This is a genomic window from Lacticaseibacillus sharpeae JCM 1186 = DSM 20505 (assembly GCF_001436225.1).
GTDB lineage: Bacteria > Bacillota > Bacilli > Lactobacillales > Lactobacillaceae > Lacticaseibacillus > Lacticaseibacillus sharpeae.
Genome location: NZ_AYYO01000009.1, coordinates 1 through 18,694, shown reverse-complemented (window position 1 = coordinate 18,694; position 18,694 = coordinate 1). Strand labels below are relative to the sequence as shown.

The window sequence follows — 18,694 nt, the reverse complement described above, 5'->3', positions numbered from 1 at the left end:
TTCTGAAGAAGATTCCGCCCCGCTACTATTACGCCGGTCTGGAAACGCCAATCGCACGTGCGATTGACTTGTTTACGGAGAGTTTAACACAGAGACTTCGTGGAGGTCAAAAAAATCGGCTAAATATGCCGCATTGGTTATCCACAGGTGGATAATGTGCAACTTTTAATCATCGTGATTGTGCATATGTGCTAAAAGCTGTGCATTATTACCCTTAACTTTTGCCGGCAAAAAAAAGGCCCACTGCACCGTGTGGCCCAACCAATGTGTTTACTTAAACAGCGAGAACGACATCAGGAACTTCCCCTTCTGCGCCCGTTCCATGGCCCGCTCGAAATCTTGTTCCTCGGCGTTCCACTGGTCGTAGCGGGGACTATTAAGCGGCCGCTGCAGGCGCACACTATCACCGTTGTCCATCCATGCATCGATGGTTTCCCAGCCAAAGCGCTTGTACGCATTGAGTCGGTAACTAGCATCCTTGCTTGTCAGTGAGATGTCTTTGTATTCGTACGCGATTTCCTGCATTGGTCTTCCTCCCCGAATGCCGCTATCTGCCAGCGGCACTACTTCTTTTGCTGAGCAGTTGTGCTCCTTTAATTACGATAGGTTCATTATAAATGGCAATATGTGAAGAACCATCGGACTTTAGTGGGAGATTTGCTGAATTTTCGCCGAAAACTGCTTGCGACTGTGCAAAGACACCGATAACATTGAGGTAGCAATGTTAAGTAGGTTGTGCTGGTATTGCAGCTGCTGTTTACCACACATAAGGAAAAAATATGTTTGAAGTTGATATTCTTACCGTCATCGAACGCCTCAGCCTGGCCGTCGTCATCGCCGGCGTCATTGGGTTTAACCGGGAGCACAACAGCCACCCAGCCGGCATGCGCACCCACATCCTCGTCTGCGTCGGTGCGTGCGTCATCGCGATGATCCAACAGGAAATTGCCGCACAGACCATCGCGTTTGCGACAACCCACCACGAAATTTATGAAGCCATCCGGTCTGACCCAGCACGGCTCATCGCCCAGGTCGTCAGCGGGATTGGGTTCCTGGGGGCCGGCACCATTATCGTGACGCGCCACAACATTTCTGGGCTCACCACCGCGGCATCACTTTGGGCCACCGCCGGCATCGGACTGGCGGTCGGGATGGGCTACTACCCCATCGCCATCATTAGCGGGGTGTTCGTCTTCATCGTCCTGACTGTGCTTAAGCGTGCCATCAAGATTACGCCAATTCGCCGGATTGAGGTGAAGTACGTCGACAAGGCCACCACGCAGGACTTCATCAAGGTCTACTTCGGCGAACACGACATCAAGGTCCTCGGCGTGGCCTTCTCCACCGAAATCAACAAGGTGGGCAGTCACGAGCACTTATACAAAAATATCTACCGCATCGAGATGCCACGCAACGTTTCCTACGCCGCCATCATCGACGGACTATCGCAAAACGACAACATCCGCACCGCCCGGTTGATCACGTTGTAGCACCACCCGTTAGTTATATTTGTGCCCACAATTTTGTAATTAGGCGCCCACAATCACCGCAGACACGAACGTTTCGTCCCAGTTGCAGATATTCAAAAATTAGTTTTTGGATGTTGCACTTGTTATTTTTGATATCCAGCTATACTAAAGTCATGGAGCGGCGATATGCCGAGCATTATCCTAATTATTACACTCCCTCAAAAAAATCCCCCCAAAATTTTCCCCCGCCGACTGGTGGGGGTTTTTAGTTACACTTAACGCTTTAGCGTTTAGTGTAACTTAACGCGGAGGCAACCCGCCGCCGCAGCTACTTCCTTCTCCCACCCCAAGCACCAAAAAGGCCCCCGCACCATCCGGCGGCGGGGGCCACTAATCAACTAATCAATCTCCGGCAGCACCGGCTCACTAAAGTATGGGCCCTGCATCTCCACAACGCCGAGTTCCCGTCCCCGAGTAACTTGGGCGGCATGCGTTACGCCCTTGAGCACAAAGCGCTTGTGGCTGCTTGCGGCGATGTCGCGCCACTGCGCTGCAGTCGGCCACACATCCGCCGCGCTAAACGCCTTGAGGTCAAACTTAAGCGCGTCCACCGCCTTTAACACTGGCTGCACCTGCAAGTCTGTCAGTGCACTGCCCACGCCGTCCAGCAAAATCTGCACGCCGGATTCATGGTACAGCTGCGCAACCCGCACAAAATCAGCCGGTGCCGGCAACTGGTTCACCTCAAGTGTTAACGTATCAATGTCTGAATTGTTGCGCGCAAACTCGGTTATCCGCCGAATAACGCGCTCATTCATGTACTGGTCGCGCGCAACGTTCAAGTTAATGTTGCGCACAGGCAGCTGCTTGAGCGTGGCCTGAACTAACCCAATATGGGCCTCAATGGTCATCGTAATCGTCCGTGCCGGTACCCATGCACCCGCGGTTTGACTGAACGTCCGCACAAGCAGTTCATTGTGCACCACTGCACCCGTATCTGTGTCAATCACTGGCTGCGTGAAGTAGGTGTAGGGCATCATGAGCACACGCCGGTCACTTGTCTGCATGGTCTGGCCTTCAATCGTGATAGTGTCCCGCCCTTGCCGTTTGGACTGGTACAAATTATTATCCGCCCGCCGGTACAGTGAGTCGATGTCGTGATCGCCAGGTTGCAGCGCGGTCACCCCAACTGAAATGGTGACGTGCAGCTGCTTGCCGTCATATTCGAAGTGCGCATCCCGAACCGCTTGCCAGCAGGCCTCAACTTCGCCGCGAATTGCGTCCGGTGTCTGCTGCGGAAAGATGACGTTGAATTCTTCCCCACCGGTGCGGTACACGTGCCGCGACACGCCACTGTTAACCTGCAGCGTATCTTCCAGCAACCGCGCAACGCTCACGAGCACGCTGTTACCCGCCATGTGGCCGTAACGATCATTGATGGCCTTAAAGTCGTCAATGTCGAGCATCACCAGCGTTAACTCCGCACCCGTTTTGCGCACCTGCTGGAAGTATTCCTCCAGGCTGCTGCGAAATGCCGCGTAACCACGCAGGCCCGTCAACGCATCGAAGTTCGCCCGGGTTTCCAATTGCCCTTGCTCCACGAAGTTGTTGTGGGCGTTGCTCCAGTAGATAAAGGCAAACAAGTTGATGAGCATGTACGCCATGACACCGCCCCAGGCAATGGCCACCGGCTGAGCCGTTTGCAGGGCCCAAAAGCCGCCGCTAATGACCAGCCCAATTGACAGGCTCGCCCACCACGCATAGTGCACCGTTTCGTGCCACACCCAGGTGCTCAGGCACACAGCAATCAGCAATGCGAGCGAGATTGCCACCGTCTGCAAACTGTCATGCGCATAAATCAGCCAGAAGCTGGCCAGCACCAAACAACGGTACAGAAAGCCGCCACCGGTAACATTATCAAACAGCGGGTAGGCCACAACGAATAGGGCGAGGTTCATGTACATCGCCTCGTTGATGGGGTCGTGGTACACCGCAAATAGTAAGAGCAGCATCATCGCAAGCGGGGTCGCGCCTAAGAAAAAGCGCTGCGCTGTTTCCCGCTTTTCCGCACTGGTCGCCCGTAAAATCACGGTCCAAAAGCGGCTTGAAAAAGTCAGGTAGCCCGCGATGAACAAGGTTGATACGAATACATGGATTAACCATAAACCCCAATTTAACACGTGCTACCCCCTTTCTTACCGCAACTGTGGCATTGTCGGGCGGGCAAAAAAATTCCCCTGGCCCAGCAAGATGCCGTATTCCTTGGCGCGCACCACATCACTGGCGGTCTCAATTCCCGCTAGCGTAAAGGTCAGGCCGTATTCCTGCGCCACGGCCGTCCAGTGCTGTACCTGCTTCCGCACCACATCTTCATTACCCCGTTCGGCCGGGATGACAAACTTGATGCCGTCAACCAGTGGCAGGTACGCAGCAACACTGGCAGCATCGGTAACATTGTTAATCTGGTCTAGCTCAAGGGCAATGCCCTGCTGCCGATACCAACTAGCGGCTTCCTTGAAGGTTGGCAGATCCGGGCGGTCCGTGATTTCTACAATCACCTGGTCAACGTGGTCGTTGCTAGCGACAAACTGGGCGAGCGCGTGCGCCGTACTTTGGCGCATGAACTGTTCAGTCTGTAAGTTCACCGCCAAATGGCCGTGCTGCAAATGCCGGGCGGACCGATCCAGCAACATAATGCGTGACGGAACCGTGACATCATAGAAGTTCGGTGCCACCCACCGGTTCCGCGTTTCGTCAAACCAGCGTAGTTTCAGCTCGTGGCGCACGGTTTGACCATCTCGCAACCCGACAATGGGCTGGGAGAAGAAGGCAAAGTTATAGCTGGCAACTTGCCGCTCGCTCAGCCGCTCCGTGGTGCCCTCAACCGTGATGGTGTCGCGGCCGTGACGCTTAGACAGATACAAGTTGTTATCCGCCCGTTTGTAGAGCGCATCCGCATTTTCGGTGGTGCGCAGGCCAACAATCCCCACCGAGATGGTTGCTTGTAGCGGCGTCCCCTCGAAGGCAAACTGATGCGTCCGCACCGTTTGCCAACACGTCGTCATAACGCGCCGCACAGTCTGCACGTCAATTCCCGGGAACACGAGGTTGAACTCCTCGCCCCCCGTCCGGTACAGTCTGAATTGCGGGGCAAAATCGGCGGCGACTTCGGTCAATAACGTCGCAATCTGCACCAGCATCGCGTTCCCCGCTAGGTGCCCGTACTTATCGTTTAACGCCTTGAAGTGGTCAATATCCAGCATCGCCATGGTGAATGGCTTGTGCGTGCGCATGGCTTCTGCCACCAGCTGGCCGTAATCACTGCGAAACTTCGCAAAGGACTGGGCGCCAGTCAGCTCATCGACATCCGCCCGGTATTGCAGCAGGCGCCGCTTGACGTCGGCCACGTGTTGTTCTTTCCACAACAGGAACGCAAACGAGACCATTACCAAATACGTGACCGTCGCCGCCAGCGCATTGATTCGCGCCAGGTTGGCCTGGAGGAACCAGTACAGCACGGCGGTCACCAGCCCAAACGCCAGAATTGCCGGGAAGTTATAGTGCACCACGTTGTGTAAATAGCGCAACAACGCACACATGGTGGCAATCGCAACCGCACACAGCAATAGTGCTGCCGAACTCATCCCGAGGTAATAGTTCTCCACCATCAAAAACGTGAAGACGAACACCGACCGGAATGCGTACGTCGGCAGCGACAGCCGGTCATCCAGCAGAATCAAACTCAAGATGAGCAGCCGCAAGTTGCGGTACAGCATGTCGTTCATCGGGTCAATATAGACGGCGTACGTTAAGGCGAAAATCACGAAGAGGGGAAAAATAATCGCGCCGGGCCGCGCCATCCGGTACGTCCACGGGTGATTGCGCGCGTCATCGCCGAATGCTAGGCGCCACAAAACGGTATAGAAGGCCATGAAGCCCGACACAACCGCAATCGACAGCATCAGGTGCATGAACCAAAGCGCCCAATTAAACATTCGGCAATCCCCCCTTTCTTTAGTGATTAATTAGTGAATGATCTTACTCTTAACGGCATTCGCGTGCAGCTTGTTCATCAGTGGCTCGATTGGCTGTTTAAGAAGCAGTCCGGCGAGGAAGAAGCCCACGCCATAAAGCGTCAGCACAATAATATCCTGCCACATGTTCGGCCAGTAGATGCCCCCGACTGTTTCGCGAATCAAGTTCACTGCGTACGTGAACGGCAACCACGGATTAATCATGCGGAAGAAGTGCCCCGACAGCTGAATGGGGAAGTTCGCCCCGGCCCCAGAAATCGACAGCACCAGGATGATAATCCCGAGGCCCTTCCCGACGTTCCCAAATAGGGACACGAGTGGGTACAAAATACCCATGAACATCAGATCCAGGAAGAGCGACATGAGGATGAACATGAACGGCTGCGCGACAAACGCGTGGATGAGGAACATGTTCCCGAGTGCCACGATGAGTGCCTGGAGCAAGCCAATCACCGCAAACGTCAAGAAGCGGCCGGTGAACTTCGCCTTCGTGCCGTAACGCCGCTTTTGCTTCTCGTCCAGGGCGATGTCCGTCACCAGAATGCTCGACAGGAGCAGCCCCCCGACCCACATGCACAGGGCCGTGTAGAATGGCGCACTAGCCGAACCGTACGTCGGAATGCTGTAGTAGGACTTGGTCTTCAGCGTGACGGGGTTGGCCAGGAAGTCAGATTCCTTACCTGCATCCCGCTTGAGCAACTTGATGAGCTTGTTAAAGTCCACGGACTTCTTACCTTCAGCGACCAATTTGGCCCCCTTGGTGATGCCCGTACGCAGCAGCGGCCAGTCCGCATCCAGCAGCTTGTTGGCCTCCGTCAACGCTTTTTCGGCTTTCGGCATGGCCGTGTTCAGCTGGCCCAGTGTCGTCGTCAGCTCATCTTCAATGCCGGGCAGGTCATTGTTGATGAAGGAGGTCGCCAGCCCCAACTTGTTTTTGAGCGTTGGGTAGTCATTCTTGTACATGGCGCTAACCGTGGTGAGACCGGTGGTGATTTCATCCATGTGTCCGTTCAGCAACGTGTTGGCATCCGCCAATTCCTGCTTCAGCGCGGGCATCTGCTTTTGGTACTTGGTCAGCAGTTGCACCGCATTTTTGACCACCTGCTTCGTATTTTTGAGCAAACCCGGTAGTTTCGGCATGACGCTGGTATTCAAGGTAGCCAGGGAGGTCGCCGTATCCGCCAACAACTGTTTGAACTGCTGGTTGAACTTAGCCACCTTGGTATCGAGGTTCATCCCCGCCAGCGCTTTGTCCGCAGCGGTGAACTTGGCAAAGACAACGGCGAGCGCGTCGACCTTTGCTTGCAGCTGGTCAACACTAGCAGACTTGGCATCCGCACTTAACGCGGACGCGCGCACGCTGAGTTGCGTCAAGATGGTCGCCACGTTTTGCAGCCGCGTAATGCCGGCCGTGAGCGTGTTGTCTTGCTTGCCACTGGCCGCATTGTTATAGGCCGTCTGCAGCTTAGTCAGTGCGTTCGCCAAACTCGTGGCGGTATCCGCACCGGTCTGGGCATTAGTCGCCACACTCGCCAGTTCGTTAACCAGCGCCGTGCGGGCAGCCTGACTATCAGCATCGTTCTTGAGTGCCGTCAGGTCGGAGCTAATATTCGTCATTTTGGTCGTCAAGGTGCCGTTCAAGGAAGTAAGTAGCGCCAGTCCGCTGACGGCAGCCGTATTGACGGCAGGGAGCGCCTTGTCAATCTGCGGGATAATGTCGTCCTTGGCCGTCGCCACCGCACCCTGGGCGTCCTTACCCGCACGCGTGATGGCCGGCAGTGCCGAATCCACCTTATCCAGAACCGTCAAGGCGCCCGTAGCCGTCGTGATGGCGGAATCGAGGGTGCCGCTGATGGTGTCAAAATCATTGTTGACCGTCTGCAGCTGCGTGCCGGCCCGCTTGATTTCGGGAATCTTCCCCGCCACACTCGTCGCTAATGCCCCCGCGCTTTCGACTTGCGGCAGGTACCCGTTGACCGCGACAATCTTCTTGGCCAACTTGTTAACTTCCGGCAGGTACGCGGTCATCGCGTTTGCTTCCTTGAGCTTGGCCTTAATTGCCGGCATATCCGTCTGCAGCTGCTTGGCCTGGGCGACGTACTTGTCCAGCTCGGGCAAGTTCTTGTTCGTGTCCAAAAGCAAGCTAGCCATGCGCCGCATCATCGGCAAGTTAGCGTCCAGGTCCACCCCCGCCTTATTCATCGCCTTCATCAGCGTCCCCGCGACGGTCTCCTGGAACTCGGTACCAATCGTGGCTTGGAGCGTTGAAGCCCCCGTGCCCGTCAGCTTCGGGGCCACGGCGTTAATCTTCTCGTTGACGTAATAGGTCAGTTCCGGCTTTTGAATTTTGCCCTCAACGAAACTCATTAGGTCCCCGGAAAAATTCTTCGGCACGTAAATCCCCGCGTAGTACTTCCCGCTGCGCACCCCGTCTGCGACCGCCGCTTTGGAGTCCACAAACCGCCAGCCGAGCTTCTTGTTCTTGTGCAGCTGGTCAACCAGCTGGTCGCCAATAGCCACCTGCTGCTTCTGGAACGTCACCGGTTTGTCCGCGGAGTACACCGCCACCTGTAAGTCGGCGGTGTTGCTGTATGGATCCCACAGCGCCCAGACGTTGAACCAACAATACAATGATGGGATAATCAAGAGTGCAAGCATTAGTAATGTCGCTGCCTTGCTCTTGAATATTCGCTTCCAATCGAGCAGGAACAGCTCAAAAACCTTCTTCATCTCTATTTCCCCCTGGTGTTTATGAATGGACTAATCTTTCCGTATTTTAGCATATATGTCATTAATTGTTTTATGAAAAATGTACCTAAACAGCGGTTCTAACAAGTTTTATTGCAAATTCGGCAATCATCAATAACGTTATTTATAAAAGGAGCGTTTTCACATGATCAAAGAAGTCTGCGTTGAGAATTTCACTGACATCCCCGCAGCCATTCGTGCCGGTGCCGGGCGCATCGAATTAAACGATAATCTGGCGGTCGGCGGCACGACCGTTTCGCGGGGCGTCATGGCCGCAGCGGCGCAATACACACGCGAGGCTGGCATTCCGCTGGTGGCCATGATTCGGCCCCGCGGCGGCGATTTCGTCTACTCGGAAGAGGAAGTGGCCATGATGATTGGTGACATCCGCACCGCCGCCGAGTGCGGGGTACCGGCAGTCACGTTCTGCGCCGTCACCCCGGATGGCCGACTCGACACCAAGCTCATGGAGCTACTCATCGCCGCGGCCACCCCGATGGAGGTGGTCTGCCACATGGGCTTTGACACCATCGTCCATTCGCAGCGCCAAGCCACCATTGACTGGCTCATCGACCACCACGTCACGCGCATTTTGACCCACGGCGGTCCACTCACACTGCCCATCGGCAAAACGCTGCCGAACATTAAAGCGTACGTTGATTACGCGGCCGGCCGAATTGGCATCTTGCCGGGCGGCGGCATCACCAACGCGAACGTGGATGAAATCACGAATTACCTGGGCGTGGATCAAGCCCACGGCACGAAGATCATCCGCTACTAATAAAGGAGCATCGTTTTTTGCAAATAATCGCAGCCACTCCGCAAACTGATTTCGCCGCCGTGGCGGACCTCTACTACCGAACCTGGCAGGTGGCCTACCGCAAGCTGGTGCCCAAGGCCTACCTGGATTCCCTCACTCCCGCAACCTGGCACCCGGAAAAGCGGCAGCAAAACACCCTGCTGGCCATGGATGGTGACCAAATTGTCGGCGTCTGCAGTTTTGGCCCGGCCCGCCTGGCCGCATATCGGGGCCACGGCGAACTATACTCGCTCTACGTGGACCCGCAATCCCAGCACCAAGGTATTGGCCGCGCACTGCTCCAGGCCGGCTTGACCCGGCTTGCCGCGCAGTACGCCACGTATTACCTCGTGGTGTTGACCGGGAATCTGCCCGCAATTAATTTGTACAAGTCCGCTGGCTTTCACGCCACCGGCATCAAGCGGGAAGCCCCGACGCCCTTTGGCAATCTGCACGAAGAAATCTTCGCGAACACCCCCGATTTTAAATAAGTGGGTACTAAAAAATCGTTCACGGTATGTGAGCGATTTTTTTAGTGCCTTGTTTTAATCAAATCGAACGGTGGTCACCAGCGCCAAAGTATTGCTCCTCTGGCAGCAGGTACTTACCGAGCAGCTGGTTCACCGTCACGAACCGGTAACCCTTCGCCTTCAGCGTGCGAATTACCTGCGGCAGGGCCGCAACACTTTGCGGGTGAATATCGTGCATCAAGATAATTGCGCCGGGATAAACGGTGCGGTTAATGCGGGCGATAATCGGTGCCGGTGCGTGGACCCGCCAGTCCTCAGAATCGACCGCCCACTGGATGGACGGCAGTGGAATCGTGCTGTCGTGGGCCTTATTCACCGCGCCGTATGGTGGCCGCAATGTTAATGGCAGTGTCCCAAGTGCGTGGTACATCGCATTGGCCGACTGTTCAACTTCCGCATATGCACTGGCCGGATCGAGGACCGCCAGATTCTTGTGGTCGAACGTGTGCGTCCCCACCTCGTTACCAGCCTGAACCACGGAACGTGCCAGGGCCGGGTTAGCCGCCACTTCATAGCCGACCATGAAGAACGTGGCCTTGATGTGCTCCTGCTTCAGCGTCTTCAGCACAGTCGGCGTGGTCTTGGGGTTCGGGCCGTCATCGAATGACAATGCGACGACCTTCTCCTTGCCGAAGTTTGGCTCTGCGACCGTGTACAGCCGATCCAGGTACCCCTTAATCTGGGTGAGCGGAATCTTGACCGCCTTAATGTGCAACGGATTCTGCGCCGGGAAAATCGTCAGGTACTTACTGCTCAAGTTAAAGTTTTGGGCCGCCATGTTCTTCATGAACGTGATGCTGCGGGCCTGCGTTAACTGCACATCTGTGTATTGCTTGTGAGCCACCGCCACCGCCAGCGCGTGGTAGTTGATGGCCTTTAGCTGCTGCTGACTGCGCATTAAGCTGCCGGCGGTGACGGCCTTGCCCGTCTGCGTGTCGACATTCACGCTGGCTAGTTGCCGGCGTGCAACTAGTTTTGTCGCCCGTTTTTGCCGCTGGTACACGGACACAACGGGTTGCAAGTGGACAAAGTTGCGGGCACTTTTTTGCCCCGTAAACGTGACGTACGCCGCCTTGCTTTGCGTCTGCCCGGTAACCTTGCCGAGCTCTTTCTTGGCCGCCGCCACGTACTTTTTTGCCGTAACCAGGTTATGCTTGCCCTTTTCGCGGGGCATAATCACCGTCACGTTATTGTGTTCCTGCACCACACTGCTTGCCAGCGACTTTTGCTGCACCTGCAACAACTTATCACTTTGACTTGCCGGCTTGTGCGCCCCGCAAGCGGACAGTGCCAAAACCACCGCAACGACTAATCCCAACCGTAAATATTTCAAAATAATCCTCCAACCCCCGTGTGACCCCCACACGTCTTAATCGTGTCATCTGTGTCCCCGTCATTTAATTGCACATGGCAGTTTCGTTTTTGACACGTTCATAACAAATATGTTACACGGGTAATATTTGGCTGTATAGAGTATTCATCAATATATTAATAAGTTTAACCAGGTCTTTACTTTGTTGTGGTGCAAAACTAATGCGCTTCCCAAACTATTTTCGTCCGGAATTTTGTCACACTTGATTTTGGGCACGTGTTATCTATTTCTAAGTGCGTCACAATCGCCTCGTGCGCGCTAAACATGCATATCAGCATTTATGCGCCCGCAAGTGAATATGACTTGCACACACAGGCGAACAAATGTACTATAAAACGAAAACCCGGAGGAAATTGACATGCAAGATTTGTACTACAGCACACTAACCGTGCATGAAAAAAATTATGTCGTTGCGGCAACACGTCAGGGGTTGGCCTTCGTCGGGTTTGCGGACGAACCCGCCAGCGAAATCTTGCGGTTCTATCCACAGTCCCGGATGCACCTGGATGATGCCATGCTGCGCCCGTACAGCACTGAAATCACTGACTACCTGAACGGCACGCGGCGGGAGTTCGACCTGCCCCTTGATATTCACGGCACCATTTTTCAAGAGGCCGTCTGGTCCGCGCTGCGCCAAATTCCGTACGGCCAAACCGTCCACTACCAGGACATTGCCACCGCAATTGGCCGTCCCACCGCAAACCGTGCGGTCGGCCACGCCATCGACATCAATCCCGTCCCCATCGTCATCCCCTGCCACCGCGTGCTGCCCAAGAGTGGCGGCATCGGCGGCTAACGGGGTGGCAGTGCCATGAAGGCTGAATTGCTGCAACTTGAAGGCGTAATAATGTAAAAATGACCCGACGACTTTTTGGTCATCGGGTCATTTGTTTAGTGGTTAATTAGTCTTCCTCTACATCAGCAAGCTCGGGAAACCACACTTTGATTTCATCCGCCGCCGTCTCGGGACTGTCCGAACTGTGCACCACGTTGAGAATGCTCCCGTCCGGCCAGGCACGGCCGAAGTCCCCGCGAATGGTGCCGCACGCCGCCTCTTCCGGCTTGGTAACGCCAGCCATCTTGTGAAAGTCGGCCACAATCCCCGTCCCGGAAGCAATAATGGCCACGAGCGGGCCGCTCATCATGTAATCCTCAATTTCGTGGTAAAACGGCTTGTCTACGAGCTGCGGGTAATGGGCCTGCAACTGCGCCCTGGTCGCACGGACCACCTTCAGGCCGTCAATCGTGAACCGCCGCCGTTCCAGCCGGCTAATAACATCCCCAATATGGCCTGACGCCACACCATCTGGTTTCACCAAAATCAAAGTCCGTTCCTCTGCCAAAGAAGTACCTCCTGTCATCTAAACCACAGCGTTGTATCCGATTACATTTTACCATCAGGCACAAAAAAAGCCACCGCAGCTGCGATGACTTCAGGATTGTTTAACTTAAGCGAGGACGGTGTTGTTCACCCAAGCGATAACATCCTTGGGGTTCAGGCGTTCACCGTTACCGATGTGGTCAACCTGCTTGCCGTCTTCAAAGAGAACGAATGCGGGAATACCGCGCAGGCCCTGTTCATTTGCAACTTCGATGTTGGCGTCACGATCGGCGTCAACCCAACCAGCGCCCTTGCTGGTTGCGAGGTCCTTAATCTTCTGGACGAATGGCTTGATGGCCTTGCAATCGCCACACCAATCAGCCGTCAAGAACATGAGCTGCTTGCCCGCCTTGTCGATTACGGCGTGCACCGCCTCGTCGCTGACTACTTCTGGCTTGTACATTTCCATAAGAACATCCTCCTTCAGACCGCGAGCCAAGTTGTGCGCCGCGGTACTTACGCATCTGCGTTTATTGATAAATCTATTATGCCATAGATTTTCAAAATTGCAAACAAAAAGTAAGTAAATCTACAAAGTGACATTTTTCAGAAACCGTCGCAGGCAAAACGTTTACAAGTTGCAACCCGCGACTTGCACCCATATAATTAAAACGTAGATAAGCACCGAATTTATATCCAATCATCACAGGAGGCGCGACTTTGACTGAAGAACGCACATTGATTTTGGTAAAACCAGATGGGGTTGCTACCGGCCACATCGGCGACGTAATTAGCCGGTTGGAACGGCGGCGGTTCACCATCGACGCACTGAAGGTCGTGAACGCCAGCACCGAGCAGCTGCGGACCCACTACCAGCAGCTTGTCGGCAAGCCCTACTACCCAGGCATTGAAAAATTCATGCAAAGTGGGCCAATGGTTGCGATGGTTGCAAGCGGCACCGACATCATCGAATGCTTCCACAAAATGGCGGGGAGCACCAACCCCACTGAAGCAGCCATCGGTACCATCCGCGGTGACTTCGGCCGTGCATGGGGCCCCGGCCCAATCAAGAACGTTGTCCACAGCTCCGACAGTGCGGACAGCGCCGAACGGGAAATTCCCATCTGGTTCCCTGAATTAAGCAAGTAAACATTAACTAGCAAGGGCAAGACGCAAACGCGTCTTGCCCTTTTTGCTGGCCATTACCAGTCTTTTCCCTTTTGCATCCGGACCAACCCATTACGCGTCACCCGGAAGAGACCCGTCTTGAGGTGCTGCCCCCACACCTGCTTGACCATGGCAGAAAAGGTGCGGTGCCATTCGGGGATGGCGACGTACTTGTAGCCGCGCACCGTTTGTTTGAACTGGGCCCGTGACATGTCGAAGTTCTCTTGCCCCACAACCTTGTCCGAGAAGAAGTAGTACCGACCAACATACCCGGTGAAGTAGTTGGCGACATCGTTTGCGTGTGGATCAACAATCAGGACCCGGTCATGATTCAGTGTGGTTCGTTGCCGCATAATCCGGTCGAGTTGCTGCGGCAGCGCGTTAATGTTCATCTGGTTTTGGTAATCGACCCCGTTGGCCTCAGAGAACATCATGATGATGGAGAAGATTGCCAGGACGAGCGAGCTCGTTTGGTACGCGCTCTTCGTGAATACCGAAGTGAAACTACGCAGGCTGCGCTTGTCAATCTGCTGTTCGTACATCGCGTAGTCCATGGCCACCACCCCCGCCATTGCCGCAATGAACAAGGCGAGAATCATGACGCTGGACATATACCGTTCAAAGCCATCTAGCAGTTTGGCTTCCGCGTACGGCATTGCCAGCACGTACATGCCAAACAGCGAGATGACGTACAGAATCACGCCAACGTCGATGGCAAATAACACTTTGAGCAGCGCGTTTTGTTTACGGCACCAGAACCGCAGCAGCCCCCACCCAGCAAGCACGATTAGGTTGAGCAACAAGATTCCGTTCGCTGACAACGACGACCCGCTGCAAAGTGTGTGTACCATTTTGCGCCCGATACCCCAGATTTGGGCCGTGGTTTCGTGGGCCAGCTGACTCTTGTACGCAGTCGCGCTGATTTCGTGTTTGGATAGCGCGAAGGTGGTTTTGACGTGGTAATTCCACCAGGCAAAGGGCAAATACGTCCCCACCGCAAACACAGCTAGACTGATCACATGCTCGAGCCGCTTCCGCCAACTCGCAGCAGCCTGGTAGTGCCCAAGCGCGTACAGGTAGTAGACGCCGATGCACAGCACGAAGAAGGTCCCCGAGTTCTTGACCAGGAGCAAACTGGCACCAATTAACGTAACTGTTAGCAGCTGCATGCGCGGCTTTCTGCGGTAGATGTATACTGCCGCGATTCCGGCTGCCGCCAGCACGGGCAAGACATAATCCACCAGTAGATTGTTCATCCGAATGGCGATGTTGAAGACATTCGACATCGCGAGCACGAAGCACAATACCAGTGCCGTGAGCCCCCGCGACTTGTCGCGCAGCACGCCAAACAGCGCGTATAGGCCCGCCCAAATCAGGATGAACTGCCCCAGCAACATCGCCCCACTGCTGAAGCCCAGCAGGCGCACCACATAGGTGATGAACAGGCCCGTGCCGGTCGGATACGAGGTGTAGGTAATCAGGGTGTCATGCACGGTTGGCAAGCGCCCCGCGAAGTTCATGAATTTGACGATGAGCGCCCACTGGGTGTAGTTGTCATAGTGAATGAGCGGGCTGTGGTAGAGAATCCAGCCCATGTAGATGCCCATACCAATCATCCAGAGATCGAACATGTGCGTGCCGGCAAACGGAAAACGCAATTTGCCCCACAGCAGCAAGATGAGCAGCACCACGAATAACAAAACGCCAACGTAAGTCACCAAGAGCAGCCCTAAATTGAGCAGCTTCAGCATCGCAAACACGTATAACGCAATGATTTGGGTCAAAATGGCAGTGAGCCAGCTTAAATGGACTTCAGCCCCAAGCATGCGCCAGGCCATATTGTAGCCACTCAGCGACATGATGAGGATAAGTGCGCCAAATGCAAAAGTCATCCAATCACCCCCGTTGCGTGTTGCCGCGATTCAGCCGCTGCAACTGCCGATCCAAGGTTCTAAACCGCAGCACGAAATTCATGTACAGTTCGTCAAACGGCGTAATCCAGCGATCCTGTTCTTCGGGCAACAGTTCATTTTCACCATCGTACGTTAACTGCAGGTAGTAGTTGTAATCGGCCTGACGCAGGTCGCGCAGCACCACCCCGTACAGCGGGTGCTTATCCTGCGTCTTCCGCACGACCTCTCCCCGCACGTGCAGGGGGTGGTGCTTGTAGTAGAAGGTCGCGGCAAATTGCTGGCCAACCGCCAGTTTTGCGCCGTCTGTGGTGAAGGTGAAGGAGAAACCACCATCGGAAACATCGTCGGTGTGGATGCGTGCTTCCTGACCGTCCGGGAGCACCACTTCCCCGTCGACTTTGCGGGCAAACCGCTCGCTGCGGCGGTATACACCCCGCCCCAGAACAATAAACAAACAGAAGCTCAGGTTGATGAAGTGCATCACCAGCCAGAAGGTGATGATGCTCCCCACCAGGATTTCGGAGCCCCACTTGCCGTAGTTGAAGCTAACAATGGCAAAGGCGGTTAAGAGCCACAACACGAGGTAAGGCAAAATGTAGAGCTTATCCCGCCAGTTGGACTGCGCATCCTTATTCGTCACCTTAAACTTGGTTGCCTTAATGCCGATGGTCTCCAGTAGCACCGGCAGAAACAGATACGGCGCGAAGAACGTCTCTTGCACTTCGCCCCACCGTTCGTCCCGAATCCGGCTAGAGGCATCACCAAGCACGTAATGGAGCAAAAAGTACCCTGGGGCCCACACAAGCATCAAAATCCAGAAGTTCGCGTTCACGACCTGCACCTTAAACAGCGCATAGAGCAACGGCGCCGCAATGTAAATCAACCGGCGCGCAAATGACCACCAGTAAAGGTAAGAGTTAATCAGGATAATGCGGTTTAAGAACGGAATCTTGGGGTTCACAAAAATGTGCAAGTTACGACAGCTCTGCACCACTCCGCGCGCCCACCGCGTCCGCTGCTTAATCACACCCTTAACGTCGATTGGCGTCGTGCCGCTAGACTCCGGGTGCATGGTCGCCAGGCTCGCGTAACCCGCAATATTCAGTTTGGCGCCGAGCTCAAAGTCTTCGGTGATGGTGTCGGTAGGAAAATCGCCAACATCATCAACGGCTTGCCGCAAGAACAACGCGTTCGAGCCCGTGAAGAGCGCGGTCTGATTCGACCCGTTCAACACGTTGACGTCGCGGGAGAAGAAGTCCTGCTCGTTCGCCACGATTTTTTCGGAATACAGATTGTACTGAAAAATATCGGCATTGTAAAAACTCTGCGGGGTCTGCACAAACCCCAGCGGCTTCGTGTGGTCGGGATCTGCTGCCAAATCCGCAAAGTTGCGGGTGAAAAATGGCACACTGTGCAGCAGAAAAGTCGAAAACGGAATCATGTCAGCGTCGAAAATCGCAAACAGCGGTGCGTGCAGGAACTGCAACGCGTGGTTAATATTGCCGGATTTGGCCTGCTTATTATTCTCCATGCCGATATAGTGCACGTGATATTCACGGGCGAGTGCCGCCACTTCCGGCCGGTTGCCGTCATCGACCACACTGATTGTGACCTTGGCCTTATCTGGATACTTGATGAACGTCGCGGCGTTGATTGTTTTGCGCAGCAGATCAACCTCTTCGTTATGAGTCACGACCAGAATATCCACCGCGGGTAACTCCTGGCCGGGCGTGAATGCCGGCACCGCAACACTCTGCTGCGCCTTATTGGTCTCCACCATCCGCAAGCAGATTAAGATGTACGCGGTCAGGTTCGAGAAAATCTCGCTGCTAACCAGCAATAGCGCGAACACTAAGGTCAAGAAGTGGGCGTGCCACGGAATGGTAAACAGCACTCGCCACAGCAGATAGATGACCGACAGCACTAATGACAAGACGTAAACGGCACGTTTTTTACCAGTCATCCCCATTAGTCAGCACCTCTTTGGTTAAAGACCCAGCGCTTTTGAATCTGGTAGCTAACGATGAAGAGCAGGAAGTCGACCACCATTTTAATGCCAGTTAAGACCAGCGTCTGGTGCCCGATTGCCGTTGCGGCCGCTCCAATCAGGTGCGTGCAGGTGGCGGACAACAACATCTGGACCACCATCAACGCAACGTATTTAATCAAAGCCGCCTCCCCCTTGCCCGCAAAGACCAGGTGGTGATTAATCAGGTAGTTGGCAATGGCCGAAACTAGCCGCGCACTGACCGTCGCCGTCATGACGCTCGCGAGGGACGCGCTGCTAAAGGTGTGAATGAGCAGCGCAAAAATCCCGATATCAATCAAAAACGAGATGAACCCGCTGAACGCAAACTTAAAGAAGCGTGCGTAGATTGCAAGCGAGTCCCGGAGCACCCGAAAATGGGATCCGGCGTTGTTATCGAGGTAGATTGTCTGGATTGGTTGCTGGACAATACCGACGTGGTGCGCCTTGGCCTGCAGCAACATGTCAAATTCAAATGCGTAGCGCTGGTCGGCAAAGGCCAGACTTGCCTGCGCATAGCTAATGGGAATCACCCGCAGTCCGGTCTGCGTGTCGGTAATCGGCAAGTGCGTGAGTGCCCGTACAAGTGCGTTCGTGAGCGTGTTGCCGAACCGGCTACGCAGTGGAATGTCTTTGGCGAAGGCGCGACAACCAAGCACCATGTCTTGGGGATGCAGCTCAAATTGATGGACGCAGTTTTGCAAATCTGAGACAGTGTGTTGCCCGTCCGCGTCCAGTGTCGCAATCCCGACGAGGTCTTGCTGCTGGCGGATGAAGTAGCTAAAGCCAGTCTTCAGTGCGGCACCCTTCCCCTCGTTGCGTGCGTGATGCAAGACGGTCACGTCGCGCTGCATGGTTCGGCCAATGACGTTAAAAATCGTCTGCGACTGGCTACCATCGTCAACCACCACGATGCGCTGACTAAATTCGCCGGTGGCAATTAGCTGCTGCAATAAGTCTATTAGCCGCTGATCAGGGTCTAATGCGGGAATCAAAATACCAATTTGTTCGGAAACTTTACGCATAATGTCTACCTTTCAAGCATCACGACAACCACCCAGCGGTTGTGCGGTGCGCTTTTCAGAATAGAAAGTGGAGCGAAAGTTGTAATTACCCAGAACAACTCTGGCAAGTCGGTGTCGCCAGCACCGTTTTCGCCTCGAGCTTACACCATCTAGCTCATCATTTCACATAAATGCGCAAAAGCCATGCTTTTTTCATGAAAATCCGCAACAAAAATGCGTAAATGCCGCAAAAAAAGGGCGCTACGATATTTGGAGTTGATAGACATCTTGTCTGTCAGCTCCTTTTTCTA

The 18,694-nt window shown here is 54.5% G+C and carries 15 protein-coding genes; 5 read left to right on the top strand and 10 right to left on the bottom strand.

The annotated features are described in order from the left end of the window. Positions 1 to 270 precede the first annotated feature (270 nt). Positions 271 to 525 carry a hypothetical protein gene (locus FC18_RS02275; protein WP_054677700.1) on the bottom strand — a complete coding sequence of 85 codons (255 nt, stop codon included), beginning with the start codon at positions 523 to 525 and terminating at the stop codon, positions 271 to 273. A 254-nt stretch (positions 526 to 779) separates the two neighbouring features. Here FC18_RS02275 and FC18_RS02270 point away from each other — a divergent pair, with 254 nt between their 5' ends. After that, positions 780 to 1,490, top strand: a complete 711-nt coding sequence (locus tag FC18_RS02270) for an MgtC/SapB family protein (RefSeq protein WP_054677706.1) — start codon at positions 780 to 782, stop codon at positions 1,488 to 1,490. Between the two features lie 377 nt (positions 1,491 to 1,867). On the opposite strand, the gene FC18_RS02265 is transcribed toward FC18_RS02270, so the two are convergent. The 3 genes from FC18_RS02265 to FC18_RS02255 are packed head-to-tail and all read right to left on the bottom strand — an operon-like array spanning position 1,868 to position 8,233. Further along, complete coding sequence (locus FC18_RS02265) at positions 1,868 to 3,649, bottom strand: GGDEF domain-containing protein (RefSeq protein ID WP_156300833.1); 1,782 nt, start codon at positions 3,647 to 3,649, stop codon at positions 1,868 to 1,870. A 15-nt stretch (positions 3,650 to 3,664) separates the two neighbouring features. Continuing rightward, on the bottom strand, positions 3,665 to 5,464 hold the full coding sequence (locus tag FC18_RS02260) for a sensor domain-containing diguanylate cyclase (RefSeq protein WP_056975379.1): 1,800 nt from the start codon (positions 5,462 to 5,464) through the stop codon (positions 3,665 to 3,667). Positions 5,465 to 5,494: 30 nt separating this feature from the next. Continuing rightward, the gene (locus FC18_RS02255; RefSeq protein ID WP_054677713.1) at positions 5,495 to 8,233 is read right to left on the bottom strand and encodes a YhgE/Pip domain-containing protein; all 2,739 of its coding nucleotides are present in this window, start codon (positions 8,231 to 8,233) and stop codon (positions 5,495 to 5,497) included. Positions 8,234 to 8,396: 163 nt separating this feature from the next. Here FC18_RS02255 and FC18_RS02250 point away from each other — a divergent pair, with 163 nt between their 5' ends. Further along, entirely contained in the window at positions 8,397 to 9,032 is a 636-nt protein-coding gene (locus FC18_RS02250; RefSeq protein ID WP_054677714.1) for a copper homeostasis protein CutC, read from the top strand. 17 nt (positions 9,033 to 9,049) lie between these two features. Further along, positions 9,050 to 9,541, top strand: coding sequence for a GNAT family N-acetyltransferase (locus tag FC18_RS02245; protein ID WP_054677715.1), 492 nt, complete (start codon positions 9,050 to 9,052; stop codon positions 9,539 to 9,541). Positions 9,542 to 9,599: 58 nt separating this feature from the next. On the opposite strand, the gene FC18_RS12275 is transcribed toward FC18_RS02245, so the two are convergent. Continuing rightward, positions 9,600 to 10,913, bottom strand: a complete 1,314-nt coding sequence (locus FC18_RS12275; RefSeq protein ID WP_082403933.1) for a polysaccharide deacetylase family protein — start codon at positions 10,911 to 10,913, stop codon at positions 9,600 to 9,602. A gap of 397 nt (positions 10,914 to 11,310) precedes the next feature. Here FC18_RS12275 and FC18_RS02235 point away from each other — a divergent pair, with 397 nt between their 5' ends. Continuing rightward, on the top strand, positions 11,311 to 11,748 hold the full coding sequence (locus FC18_RS02235; RefSeq protein WP_054677716.1) for a methylated-DNA--[protein]-cysteine S-methyltransferase: 438 nt from the start codon (positions 11,311 to 11,313) through the stop codon (positions 11,746 to 11,748). Positions 11,749 to 11,854: 106 nt separating this feature from the next. On the opposite strand, the gene FC18_RS02230 is transcribed toward FC18_RS02235, so the two are convergent. Continuing rightward, the gene (locus FC18_RS02230) at positions 11,855 to 12,295 is read right to left on the bottom strand and encodes a nucleoside-diphosphate kinase (protein ID WP_054677717.1); all 441 of its coding nucleotides are present in this window, start codon (positions 12,293 to 12,295) and stop codon (positions 11,855 to 11,857) included. A gap of 105 nt (positions 12,296 to 12,400) precedes the next feature. Further along, positions 12,401 to 12,742 (bottom strand): thioredoxin family protein, encoded by a 342-nt coding sequence (locus FC18_RS02225; protein WP_082403935.1) that lies wholly within the window; start codon positions 12,740 to 12,742, stop codon positions 12,401 to 12,403. Positions 12,743 to 12,993: 251 nt separating this feature from the next. On the opposite strand from FC18_RS02225, the gene ndk reads away from it, so the two are divergent. After that, positions 12,994 to 13,422, top strand: coding sequence for a nucleoside-diphosphate kinase (ndk, locus tag FC18_RS02220; RefSeq protein WP_054677718.1), 429 nt, complete (start codon positions 12,994 to 12,996; stop codon positions 13,420 to 13,422). Positions 13,423 to 13,475: 53 nt separating this feature from the next. Here ndk and FC18_RS02215 read toward each other — a convergent pair whose 3' ends face one another. The 3 genes from FC18_RS02215 to FC18_RS02205 are packed head-to-tail and all read right to left on the bottom strand — an operon-like array spanning position 13,476 to position 18,404. Continuing rightward, entirely contained in the window at positions 13,476 to 15,332 is a 1,857-nt protein-coding gene (locus FC18_RS02215; protein WP_054677720.1) for a hypothetical protein, read from the bottom strand. A gap of 4 nt (positions 15,333 to 15,336) precedes the next feature. Beyond that, positions 15,337 to 17,316: a glycosyltransferase family 2 protein gene (locus tag FC18_RS02210; RefSeq protein WP_054677734.1), complete on the bottom strand. Its 1,980-nt coding sequence runs from the start codon at positions 17,314 to 17,316 to the stop codon at positions 15,337 to 15,339. Between the two features lie 5 nt (positions 17,317 to 17,321). Next, positions 17,322 to 18,404: a bifunctional glycosyltransferase family 2/GtrA family protein gene (locus FC18_RS02205; protein WP_054677722.1), complete on the bottom strand. Its 1,083-nt coding sequence runs from the start codon at positions 18,402 to 18,404 to the stop codon at positions 17,322 to 17,324. Positions 18,405 to 18,694: the final 290 nt, after the last annotated feature.